Raw genomic sequence first — 12,085 nt, 5'->3', positions numbered from 1 at the left:
AGATATATAAAAACTAAACTTCTTGCCTATACTCTACTCTACAAAACCCTATTTGTCAATCTCACTTATTATTTACTTACTTGATTTAGAATTTTTTATGCAAAAAAAAGGTTTTTTTGGAGTTACTAGGCGTTCAGATTTCGACCATCGCCTAACTGTTTTATTTTACTCTTCTATATTTGCCCCTCTTATCTTGTTATTTTTTGGTTTGGGTCGTTATCAAAGACCAAATAGTTATGTCTCACCGTATGTTATTTTTCCAGAATGGTTTGTGTGGGCATTAGCTATCTGCTGCATTGGAGTATCTCTTTTTGGTATATTTTTATATAAAAAACGTATTCCTGAAGCCAAATCACAAGTATTACTACGTTGGAAAGCACAACGTTTTCTCCGAGCAGCAAGTTATAAATATACACTTTCTGCTTTTGCTGGAGTTTTTGCTGCTTTTGGATATTATATGACTGGCGAGAGCCAACTGGCTATTGTTGTGATGGGTATTCTGACTTTGTTTATCTTCCAACGCCCAACTAATAAAGCAATTTATAAAGATTTATCATTAAAACAAGATGAAATTTTGCTATTTAAAAGTAGTCAGACTTGGGCTTAAAATAAGATTACTTAGCTCTTGCAGGTTCTTCTTTAGTAATTGTGCCTTGTTTTTTTGATTTTTCTATTTTTGTTTTTGTATAGTTTTTCATGTAATCACTTAATATAGGATAAGCGAAAACAGAAATCAACAAAAGCCCTGTTCCTATATAAAACCCTGTATTCATCACATTCTCTTGAAAAAGAAGAATTGCTGCAGCAGTTCCATACACAGGGTTTAGATTACTTACCAAAGCTACTGTAAACGGAGGGATAGATTTCATGACACTTATAAATATGGAATAAGCGTAAATTGAAAACACAAAAGCAAGCCCTAGAATAAGTATATAATCTACTGCACTTGCATCAAACTGAAACGACTTGCCTTCTGGCTGCAAGAAAAAATAATAATAGAAAGGTAGAAATATCGTCGTGCTAATAAGTGCTCCTCCCATTTGATAGAAAGTAACAACATAAGCATCGTGCTGTTGAGCCAACTTAGCATTATAAATAGTGAGTAAAGCTCCAAAAATAGCTCCTATAATACCAATAGCAAGTCCCCATCCATAGTCAAAATCGGAATTAAAAATGATATAGATGCCTAAAATAGCATTCATTCCCACCAAAACTTGAAATGGACGACTTTTGCGTTTGGATAATATAGGGTCTAAAAAGCTAATCCAAAGAGAGGTAGTTGCCATACCGACCAAGCACACAGAAGCTGTCGATATTTTTGCAGAAATAAAAGAAAGTCCCCAATACAAAAAGACTAATATCCCAGAAGATAACATTTGAACAATAGCTTGTCTTGTAAATAACTTTGGAGAAATTTTTCTGTTCATCAAAACAAGCAACATAGCAAAAGCAGCCAAAGTACGTAGAAAAAGTAATTCAATAGCAGGCATATCAATGAGTAATACTATTGAGGGAATAAAGCTACTCAATAGCACTATCATGTGAAGCATGACATACATACGTACGTTAGAAGACATTAGTATTTCTTGTTAAGAGTGCATCAAATATAGAGTTAGGCAAAACACTGTTGAAAAATTACTATAAAACTTAAAGACAATCCTATTTCTGTACTATTTGTAAAGATAATAAAAAATGATTGGCTCAATTAATCACTTTTTCACCTAAAAGCACTCACAAAGTACAAACTATTGTTCAAAACACCAATTAGAAAACTAAATCTTTACGGAAGTAACCATTTTGGTAGCATGCTCTCGCCAATATTTATAATCAGTACCTGATACATTAAAGTTTACAATAAGTACTTTTCCATTATAAACACTATATAAAACTTGATGATAACGAGACTTTCCACCTTGATTGATGATAGCATTAGGGTCTTCGGGAATAGCTCCAATAAATTCGAACAGAACACCTTCCCTACTACCAAGATTAATAATTTCTCCTTCGTTAAGAAACTTTACTTTCTCATAAAACGAATTAGCAATCGCACCTTTGTAAAACCCCATCAAAAGCTCCATACTGAGTTCGCTTTCCAAACCTACTTCGCCCCACTCAAAAAGGCTAGAGTTTACGCCTATTTCGGCTCGCCTATCTGGACTTCTGAAGATAGCTAAAGGTCTTTTTGGTGTAAAATATTTTGCAGCTATCTCCTCGTCGGACATTTCCACAAAATTATCTGGAATAAGAAGCGTTACTCCTTCTCCAATACGTTTTCTTTTATACTTATCTGGCATTTGTCCTGCAAAATTAAAGGCAGAAAATACGCACAGCAATAAAAAAATAAAGACTGTTGTTTTGACTGTTTTTATTTTATGTTTTTTGATTTTCATAAAGTTGAAATGGTTCTGATAGGAAATAATTTTTGTTTTAGATAGTTTTTATAATCAAATTATTGTGCCAAAACTTGAATATAAACTTATCTTATCTCCATATTAGCTTCTTGCTTCCACCTTTACTTTTTGAGCAGCTGTATCATTCATTCCAAACCAAGCAAAAAACAATATGAACCAGCCTCCCAAAAGTATAGCAACTACGGTAGATAAAATAGAAGCATCAAAAGGAAATTTTGGTGTTGCTCCATTTTCTACTTGAACAGAAACCAAATAAATGATTATAAAAAGATTGATAAAAATACCGATGCCTTTTGTCCAAAGTTTGAAGTTTTTGAGCAACATTTGGCGTGTAGCTTGATTTTTTGCCCAAAATTTTCGTTTTGGAATAGGTAAAAATTGTTGTGGTAAATTAGGAATTAATGTCCCTAAAATCAGAAGTATGCCATTACAAACTACAATAGCTGCTAAAAACAAATAGAAAAATCCATTTTTTGTAAGATTGAAAACTCCACCTACTTCATCGATTTTGATAGTAACAGGAGGCTTCAAAATTACATTTTCATACAAAAGAACTCCCATTACGGCAAGCATAGAGAGCATCCAAATAAATTTTATAAACTTTATCATATTGCTAGTTAAAAATTACAATTATAAAATAGTATAGAAACTAATTTTGTTTCTACTGTTTTGCTAAAAGAAGTTGCAAAGGTACTAAGAAAGAACAATACTTTCTTTCAATAGGGAATAAAAAAACCTAGTACAAATGTAATAGTACTAGGTTAATAATAGTAAGTGTGTTTACTTTTTATTGTTTCTTCATCTTAATCAGTTTATCTGCTGGTGGACGCAATGGCACACAAAAACCTATGCTAAATATTGCACCTTGATTTGAAATATTTGTATTGTCATTTACTCCATATTGTTGTACTTCAGCAAGTGTAGTTACTGTTTCTTCACTTACATCTCTTGGAGGGATAGATAAACTTGCTGTAACCAAATCATTATAAGCATTTACATATTTTGAAGTAGCTACTGTATTTTCTTTTGGTTTTTCAGCTATATTGCGTAGTCCATAATAAGCACGAGCATCTAAAGTAAGATATGCATAACGAGTAAGTTCTATCAAATAACTAAATCCAAAACTTGCACCTATATCTGTCTGGCGAATGTTTGCAATTCTTTGATTCATTATATTAGATTCATTACCTACAGTAGAAGCTGTATTTCCTATAAGCAGACGAGCAGAAGGGCCTGCTAAGATATAGAAGTGATTACGACTATTTGGAGCAATACGAATCTGTAACATTGGGTCTAAAGAAAAATAACGCAACTTGTATTTGTTTCGCTGATTAAAATTGATTGTATCTACCCTTCCCATTTCTACATAATTGAGTTCCATACGAACTCCTATTGCTTTTGTAAACTCTTTTCCAGCAAATACGCCAAACTGTCCTCCTACTTGAAATTTTCCGTTTGCTTTAGTATTCTCTACCTCAAGAAGAGGTAATTGAAGTAGATCTTCCTCATCTATTTCAACAAAACGTGCTGTTTCAAAAGACATAGGCATACGAGAAATAGATAATCCTCCCTTAAAACCCGAATATGAAAATCCTTGTGCTTGCAACTGATATGTTAGAGCAAGGCAAAAAAGAAGAGAGAGAAAAAATGTTTTTTTCATAATAGTCATAACTAATATTTATATAGGATGTAAAATTTCTTTTTAGTCAGTTCTTGATGTTAGAATGTCTATTTTTACTACTTTATCAAAACAAAATAAGTACTCCAAAAATAAGCAATACTCCCTAATTAAACGAGAGAATCTTAAAAAAATTGAATGTTAGGTCTAATTTGTTTCTATTTTGTAGTATAGACATACATTTTTGTTTTGGTTAGTGCATAAAATTGTAAGCTATAAGGAAAAAAATATTCTAACTTACTAATTATATTTTTTTCAAGAGGTATCTCATCCAAACCATTTTTATACAAGCTCTTTTTTATAATTTTATTTTCTGCAACAATGAAAATAGCTTCCTTTTCAAAAGAAATTGATTTCCAGTGTGGATATTCTAATGTGGTTTTATAGTTTCCAAAACTATCAAAAACCAAGATGCCCTGCTGCTCTACCCCCAAAAATATCTGCCCTTGATAAAATTGTAGATGTGTGATAGGATATTCTTCATTGCTCAATACCAAATCTAAAGGCGTTTGAGATAAAATTTGTTTATTCAAAACATCATAATTTTTCAAGCTAAAATCAGATTCATCGAAAAACCAAAGTGTGTTGTTCGGAGCAGGCACAAGCAAACGTACAAAACCCACTTGTCCGTACTGATTATTTGTTTCTATTTTTTCAGACACTCTGTAACGTTCTATTTCTGTCAAAAAACGATTCAAGATAACCCATTCTTGTAACTCTTGATAAAAAACAAAAATTTGATTCGGGTTTTGAGTCGTAAAATTAGTAGGAACAATAGGAGATGACGGCGAATAGAGAACTTCTGTTTTCCCCAAACTGTCTAAGCGTTTTATATTTCCTTTTGTATCGCAGATATACATTCTGCCATAAGAATCAATATCAGCCAAAACCATCTCTTTTTCAAAAAACACTTCCTTATCTATATGTAGAGTATCTTGTCCTAAACAAATAGTAATAGTTATTAATAGAAATAGTGCTGACAAAATTATTTTTTTCATACAGTTTGTTCTCTAGCTTTTTGTATCGTTTTCTCAATAAAATCTTTTGCTTCTTTCTCTTTGAGTTCTGCATATTCTTTTTTCATTTGATTTGTTCTTAGTGCAATATCAAACTTTATACTCTCATATTCTTGTCTAGCTTTTTCATTTTCTCTCAAAAAATTTCTAAAAAGCAAGTGGCGTTTCAGTTCTTCACTATCAGACGGGCAAACATATAAATGGTGGCTTATTTTATCTAAAATTTCATCAGCATTTTCTTTCTCTCGTTTGAATACTTCTCTATCTTCGATTCCTTGATTTCCATTATGATAATAGCCTCGTTTTACTAAATCTTCTTTGACTTTTTGAAAAGTTGTATCGGCTTCATCAAAATAAACAATGTCTATATCAATAATATCTTTTGCTGCTAAATTAGGAACTGCTGTACTCCCTATGTGTTCTACTTTTGTATTTTTGGGTAAGACAGTTTCTAGTTTTTGCTTTATTTTTTCAAAATCAAAAATCCAGTTAGGATTGTATTTTTGGATTAGCATAACTTTTTATGAAATGATATTCTCTATCTGCTTTTTAAACCATTCTGTCTTGACTAGCTTATTCTTATCAATATTTTGTCTTGCTTCTAAACTTTTACAATAGTCTTTCATAGGAAGCACTTTATAAAAAACTTCTAGGTCGTTACTTTCTAAGTAGGAAACAATGATTTCTACTTGTTCGAAATTAGATTTGCCTTTTTTAAATCGCTTGGGAAGTTCTTTATTCTTGTTTGTAAATTCTGATTCTCCAAAATAAGGATAACTCTCACGTTCAGAAGCTATACGTAATGAAATTCTACTCACAACTTTGTTTTTTTCTTCCACTAAAGCACCAATATATGCTACTTTATCAAACTCTTTATTTGATTCAGCATAATATTCCTCTAAGTTATCTGGGTGATACAGATAGTTTTCTATACTGTAATATTTCAAAATAGATAGTTTTGGATAATTCTCTTTTATCAAAAAAATATCTTCATCAGAGAGAAAATCCCTATCTACAAGTCCTTTTAATTCTGTTGTACGTGTTTTGTGATACACATCATTTCTTGTATTGGCAGCAATAAAAACAGTATTTTCAATTCCTGTACTTCCATACAGTTTTGCGTCTTTATTTTCTACAAAAAACAAATTAAAATCTTTGAAAATGGAAGGTAAAAACTCTTTTCCAATGGCTATTTCATAAATATCTGGATTGTTTTTAAGTTCTGGCTGTAATATTTGGGGTAAGTCAAAATCTAAAGAATCAAAATCAATGATGGAGGCGTGTTCAGATTGCTTGGCGTATTCTATAAAACCCAAAGAATGAGAAGCTGTCCAAAGCTGACTTTTTTCTGGAATCCAGTTTTCAGTAATTTCTTTTAAAAGATTATACTGAATTTTAGTATTTAGGTGCAAATCTATTTCATCAAAAAAGTAAATCGTTTCTTGATACAAGTCTTTTCTACTAATGAGATTAATAAGCAAATTTACCACTTCTTTTTCTCCAGCCGAAAGCTGATTGTAGTGAAACTCTGTGTTTCCTTTTCTAAAATTTATCTGTGCAACCTTTCCATCTAAAGGAGGAATAATTGATAATAATTCTAGCTTCGTTCCATTTTCATCTCCAAAAATATTTTGTAATGAATTATTGATAGGCTCTATGTATTTTTGATTTATCTCTTCTCCTGATTGTTTTTTTATAAAAACATCATTCAAAATAATACCAGTAATTTTCTCTACATCATTTTCAAAACGTTCGTCTCTGTCAATAAAATACTTAGGTCGGTCAGAGTCTTTTTCAAAATCAAACTCTTGTTGCCCTAAACTTTTTCTAGTCAATCTGGGTATTTGTCTAAAACTTGTTCTTCCATAAAATATAAATTTTGAATCTGGGCTATAAACAGGTTTACTTGTTTGTCCTTTGAAAAGTCCCCAAGTATCATGAGAAGTAATTTTGAATTCATCTGCTTCTATTTCTATCGTTGTGTTTTTTTCTTCATCCTTTGTCCAATAATCTAAAAATTGTTTTTCGTAGCTAATATTATTCTTAAACATCTCATTAGCAAAAACAAAAGCATCAAAAACAGAAGATTTCCCAGAACCATTTGCACCAATAAGCAAGACGAGTTTAGAGTCTTGTGGAATATCTTTAATAGTTAGGTCAGTAAACCTTTTGAAATTTTGAAGATGAATTTGAGTAATTCGCATAAAGAAAAAAATCAGAAATGGATAACGTTTAAGAGTGAATTTAGAATAAAAAACATTCTGTTACAAACTTCCCTCCCAAGTAAAATAATAAAGGCAAGGAACAAGCCAAGACAAAAGCCAAACAAAAAATGATAGCCTGTAATAGCGTTTCCAAAATGAAGAATAATTCGTACTCAAATTGTTTTTTACAGCTTCAAAAATCAGTTTACTTGTCAGAAATAAGCCTAAGAAAAATAAGTTAAAGAAAATTAGATAACCGACGTAGTTGTATTTTTCGAAAAATATATCAAACAAACACAGGTGGGAAGGCAATCCATAAATATACTTTACAAAAAAGAATTTCAAGACATATACGCTCAAAATGATATAAAAAACACCTATAAAGAAAATTGCAAGTGTGGAAATAAGGCTGTTTTTTGGATTTTTATAAAATGAATTATAAATAAAATAAACTCCTAAAATACTTCCCATTACAATCCATAAAATAATTCCTTCATTTAGCAGCACAGAAGTATTTAAAAAATCTGTTGTATTTACTTCACTACTAAAAAAATTAACACTACAACACGTCGCTATCAAATCTGGATTGATATTCCAAAAGTAAAGCAGCATCAAAACAAGTTCTGTACTGACACAAAAAAAAGCTGGAAAAACCAAATAATACTTTTGTGGTGTAAGAGGATAAGTAGGTTCTTTTTTATCTAAAAAATGTAAGAATAAAAAGCTACTATACACAAACAGGCTAAAAATCTTAAAATATAGTAGTGGATAGCCAAACTCGTTTGCCTCTAACGCACCTGTGGCACACATCGCACCACGCAGAAGCGATGGAATATGCTCATTGACTGTCATCAAAAAAGCTATCAATGAAAAAACTTGAAATAAAAGCACCATTTCCACAACTGCTCCTACTAAAAAAGTCCTTCTTTCAAGATTAATTTGAATTTCATCGCTACTTGAAATATTCCATCTCTTAATAATTTGAAAAACAGTTCTCAAAATCATAAAAAGTAAGAAAAAACAGCAGCTCTGTGCCAACAGTTGGGCAATTATCCACGTATCGGTCATGATTTTTTAATTATTCCTTTTTTTCTCAAAAATACAAAATTTGAAGGAGTTGAAATTACGTTTTGGCAACTCCTTTAATAGGATAACAATTTTTATATTATCTTTAAAATTTATCTAAAATAACTTAGCTATGAATAGCAAAAATACCTTACTCCTCTCTTTGTCTTTTCTACTACTTTTTATTTGTTCGGATGAAGCATTTTCACAACTTCAGAAAGAACAAGAATACTACCTTACCCTAATAAAACCTGGTAAGAAAAAGCGTATTCGCTTTTATGTAGGAGAAGAACTCAAATTCAAACTCAAAGGAGAAAAATTTAAACGAAAAGCTACCATTACAGCCATAGATTCAAATTCAGTAAGCATAAATGGACTAGCAACTATTCCTTTGGAAGACTTTAAAATAATTCAAGTCAATAAAAAAACGATAACAAAGATTCGCCATATCGGAGAAAAAGGAGGGATTGTTTTTGCTGCTTTAGGAGGAATAAATACTTTATTTAAAATACAAGGGTCAGAGGCAATGATATATGGTGGTGCTACTTCTTTTGTATTGGCACAAATTCTTAGATTATTTGAAAATAGAAATTACAAATTAAACTCTTATCGTCATCTGCGAGCAGTGCCTAAAGCAGAGGGATTAGATTTGGAAAGAAAAAGAAGTTATTAACAATTTAAGAGTAGAAAGCAGAAACAAATTTTGATGATTAAGATTATGAAATCTAGGATTAATTTCCGTTATTCGGAAAGATTTTTCAAAAAAATCAAATTATCAGAACAATATCTAACAACACACCACATAATAACATAAGTTCTAATACAACTACTCACTTATTATTATTTATATCAACTAGCTCTTTGTGAAGGAATTTCAATCTCTTTTAAAAAAATATACCAATCAATATTCTCGTTTTTTAAGTGTCGATGGTGCACTGATTCATTATCGTATTGAAGGTGAAGGTGAGCCTCTTGTCTTGCTACACGGCGCATTTTCTTCTCTCCATACCTTCGATGAATGGACAAAACGACTAAGCAAACATTATAAAGTCATTCGCATAGACTTACCTGGTTTTGGGCTTACAGGAACAGTTCCAGATGATGACTATTCTATGCCAAAACATCTTCACTATTTCAATGGTTTCATAGAAACTTTGGGCATTGATAAATTTTATTTAGGAGGAAGCTCTTTGGGAGGTTGGCTTTCTTGGGAATATGCACTTCAATACCCAAAGAAAGTTAAAAAACTCATTTTAATAGATGCAGCAGGTTTTTTAGATGCTCAAAGTATTCCATTGCCTTTCAAAATGGCTCGTACTCCATTTTTTGGTCGTGTGATAAAATATGTCATTCAGCACAATGTTTTAGAACAATTTGTACGAGAAGTATATTACAATCAGTCTAAAATTACGCCTCAGCTTATAGAGCGTTATTACGAACTCTTCACTAGAGATGGAAACCCAGAGGCTTTTTTACTTTTGGTAAATAACAAGCACAAGGAAAATACAAAAAGTCTCAAAAAACTCTCTATGCCAGTCTTGATTATGTGGGGACGTGAAGACCGTTGGATTCCTGTCCGAAATGCTCACCGTTTTCATGACCTTATTCCACAAAATAGAATGCTTATCTACGACAGAGTAGGACACCTTCCGATGGAAGAAGTTCCTGTCCGTACAGCTAAGGCTGTTATCAAATTCTTAAGTGAAGATTTTTAGTTTGAAAAACAAAATATTTAAAATCTACGTTCAGAAATACGATATTACAATTTCGAATAGCTCATTTAAGTAAAAGTTTAGTATATGTAATTTAGTAGAACAAAAAGGAAAAATGCTTGTGTATAAAATCAATTATTTTTTGCATAATTGATAGCAATTCATTTTCTTAGTAGCTAAATAGAATACAACCAAACTCTTTATACTAGAAACTATTTATTTGGTCTTCTTTTGAAATTCATTTAAAAAATTCTTACAAAAAATATATAACTCCAAATATGGCAGACGTAAATGTAAACTTTGTACACCCAACAGACGGACGCATGATTAGTGCTACCCTAGACGATACGATGAGCGTACAAGAAATTATAGGCGAACTTATTACACATGATTTTATCAAAAATAGTCAGCAAGGATACAATTTGGCTATAAAAGGAGGGAATCGTCTGCTGAATCATCAAACATTAGGGCAAGCAGGCATCACGCATGGCACTACCTTTAGAGTAATTCCAGCTACAGATGCAGGAAGGTAAATTCAGAGTGAAATAAACTTAGAACTATAAAGTTTAGATTTTAGAATTTTAAAATACATTATTTATAAAGTTATATAGGATGGTTTATTAAAAACTGTATAACTGATAACTGATAACTGAAGTATGGCTACTCCTCAACAAATACGAAACCGTCGTTTGGCAAACGATTATAAAGAAATGGAAAATATCAGTGGTTCTTTGCTATCTTTTGAGCCACTTGTAGGTACGCCTCCACATGTGGAAGAATATGAAGTAACAATTTTTGTACGTAGTATTCTTGACACACAGCCTACTTACAGAGACCAACACAAGTTAAAAATCACACTTCCTGAAGCCTATCCACAAGCTCCACCACAGTTGGAATTACTAGATGAGCCTTTTGTCTATCATCCCAATTGGTTTAAAAATGGACGTTGGTGTTACGGAACTTGGGAAATGTCGGAAGGGTTGGGAAGACACATGATTCGCATGATTCGTACATTACAATACGACATGGAAATTACCAATGAACACAGTCCAGCCAACGAAGAAGCTCGTAATTGGTATTTACGTATGCGAAATAGTGGTATTTTTCCTTGCGACAGACAAGAAATGCCAGACCCAACCAAAGAGCGTGCAGCCAAGAAAAGCTCTGGTTTCAGAATAACAGGTTTTGGCACAGAATCTACTCCAAAAGAAGAAGCTCCCCAAGAGAGTTCATCTTCACACGAAGGAAAACGAGGAGGATTCAGAATACACTAATCTTATGTAACGCAGACTTTTGGTCTGCGTTATGTGTTTAAAGCAAATATTGATAAAGAATAAAGTCAAACACAATACATTGGATAAAATACAATTAGACAAACTTCGCTATCCAATTGGAGATTTTGAAGCTCCAAAAGAAAAAAATTCCGAAAAGCGTAAAGAGCTAGTGTTAGAATGGAAAAATGATATTTCATCTTTTCCTAACCGATTAAAAAAAGTTATAGAAAACCTAAATAATGAACAGTTAGAGTGGAAATATCGCCCTAATGGTTGGACAATCAAACAAGTGATTCATCACTGTTCGGACAGTCATATCAATGCGCTTATTCGATTCAAACTTGCCCTTACAGAAAATGAGCCTACCATAAAACCCTATTTAGAAGCCAAATGGGCTGTTTTGCAAGACATGACATTATCTATTGATGTTTCGCTATCTATTTTAGAAGGAGTTCATCAAAAACTAAATATTATTATTGAATCTCTTTCAGAGTCAGATTTAGAAAAACGTTTTTTTCACCCAGAGCATCAAGTTTATTTCAATCTTTTCGAACTGGTAGCCAACTATGCTTGGCACTCCAATCATCATTTGGCTCATATTAAGCAAGCCATTGCAGCAAAAGGAAGTTATTAGGGATAGTTTTAATAAAAATCTTAACCATCAGTATGTTTAAAATCATAGAAGAAAAACCACCTTATATTCCAAAAAATGCAATAGATATGCC

The 12,085-nt window shown here is 31.9% G+C and carries 14 protein-coding genes; 6 read left to right on the top strand and 8 right to left on the bottom strand.

Annotated elements, in window-relative coordinates; genetic code table 11:
- Nucleotides 1–97 precede the first annotated feature (97 nt).
- Nucleotides 98–607 carry a hypothetical protein gene (locus tag QZ659_RS10235; RefSeq protein ID WP_291725676.1) on the top strand — a complete coding sequence of 170 codons (510 nt, stop codon included), beginning with the start codon at nt 98–100 and terminating at the stop codon, nt 605–607.
- Between the two features lie 7 nt (nt 608–614).
- Here the strand turns inward: QZ659_RS10235 and QZ659_RS10230 are convergent, their stop codons facing one another.
- The 8 genes from QZ659_RS10230 to QZ659_RS10195 form a co-directional block, all read right to left on the bottom strand.
- Nucleotides 615–1,577, bottom strand: coding sequence for a DMT family transporter (locus QZ659_RS10230; protein ID WP_291725674.1), 963 nt, complete (start codon nt 1,575–1,577; stop codon nt 615–617).
- A gap of 195 nt (nt 1,578–1,772) precedes the next feature.
- The gene (locus QZ659_RS10225) at nt 1,773–2,390 is read right to left on the bottom strand and encodes a hypothetical protein (RefSeq protein ID WP_291725672.1); all 618 of its coding nucleotides are present in this window, start codon (nt 2,388–2,390) and stop codon (nt 1,773–1,775) included.
- Between the two features lie 102 nt (nt 2,391–2,492).
- Nucleotides 2,493–3,020: a hypothetical protein gene (locus QZ659_RS10220; RefSeq protein WP_291725670.1), complete on the bottom strand. Its 528-nt coding sequence runs from the start codon at nt 3,018–3,020 to the stop codon at nt 2,493–2,495.
- Nucleotides 3,021–3,198: 178 nt separating this feature from the next.
- Nucleotides 3,199–4,071 (bottom strand): porin family protein, encoded by an 873-nt coding sequence (locus QZ659_RS10215; RefSeq protein WP_291725668.1) that lies wholly within the window; start codon nt 4,069–4,071, stop codon nt 3,199–3,201.
- Nucleotides 4,072–4,247: 176 nt separating this feature from the next.
- Nucleotides 4,248–5,087, bottom strand: a complete 840-nt coding sequence (locus QZ659_RS10210; protein ID WP_291725666.1) for a hypothetical protein — start codon at nt 5,085–5,087, stop codon at nt 4,248–4,250.
- Nucleotides 5,084–5,620, bottom strand: a complete 537-nt coding sequence (locus QZ659_RS10205) for a GrpB family protein (protein WP_291725664.1) — start codon at nt 5,618–5,620, stop codon at nt 5,084–5,086. Before QZ659_RS10205 ends, QZ659_RS10210 begins: the two co-directional genes overlap by 4 nt.
- A gap of 6 nt (nt 5,621–5,626) precedes the next feature.
- Nucleotides 5,627–7,309: an AAA family ATPase gene (locus tag QZ659_RS10200; RefSeq protein WP_291725662.1), complete on the bottom strand. Its 1,683-nt coding sequence runs from the start codon at nt 7,307–7,309 to the stop codon at nt 5,627–5,629.
- A gap of 60 nt (nt 7,310–7,369) precedes the next feature.
- Entirely contained in the window at nt 7,370–8,377 is a 1,008-nt protein-coding gene (locus QZ659_RS10195) for a hypothetical protein (protein WP_291725660.1), read from the bottom strand.
- 130 nt (nt 8,378–8,507) lie between these two features.
- On the opposite strand from QZ659_RS10195, the gene QZ659_RS10190 reads away from it, so the two are divergent.
- The 5 genes from QZ659_RS10190 (at nt 8,508) to QZ659_RS10170 (ending at nt 11,994) form a co-directional block, all read left to right on the top strand.
- A complete protein-coding gene (locus QZ659_RS10190; RefSeq protein WP_291725658.1) occupies nt 8,508–9,047 on the top strand; it encodes a hypothetical protein in 540 nt (179 codons plus the stop codon).
- A 190-nt stretch (nt 9,048–9,237) separates the two neighbouring features.
- Nucleotides 9,238–10,089, top strand: coding sequence for an alpha/beta fold hydrolase (locus QZ659_RS10185; RefSeq protein WP_291725656.1), 852 nt, complete (start codon nt 9,238–9,240; stop codon nt 10,087–10,089).
- A 275-nt stretch (nt 10,090–10,364) separates the two neighbouring features.
- Nucleotides 10,365–10,619: an EsaB/YukD family protein gene (locus QZ659_RS10180; RefSeq protein ID WP_291725654.1), complete on the top strand. Its 255-nt coding sequence runs from the start codon at nt 10,365–10,367 to the stop codon at nt 10,617–10,619.
- 123 nt (nt 10,620–10,742) lie between these two features.
- The gene (locus tag QZ659_RS10175; protein ID WP_291725652.1) at nt 10,743–11,360 is read left to right on the top strand and encodes a ubiquitin-conjugating enzyme E2; all 618 of its coding nucleotides are present in this window, start codon (nt 10,743–10,745) and stop codon (nt 11,358–11,360) included.
- 49 nt (nt 11,361–11,409) lie between these two features.
- Nucleotides 11,410–11,994: a YfiT family bacillithiol transferase gene (locus QZ659_RS10170; RefSeq protein ID WP_291725650.1), complete on the top strand. Its 585-nt coding sequence runs from the start codon at nt 11,410–11,412 to the stop codon at nt 11,992–11,994.
- The last annotated feature ends 91 nt before the right edge of the window (nt 11,995–12,085 follow it).

Source organism: Bernardetia sp., from assembly GCF_020630935.1.
Taxonomy (GTDB): domain Bacteria; phylum Bacteroidota; class Bacteroidia; order Cytophagales; family Bernardetiaceae; genus Bernardetia.
The sequence above is the reverse complement of the archived record's forward strand: the minus strand, read 5'-3'. Positions and strand labels throughout refer to the sequence as shown.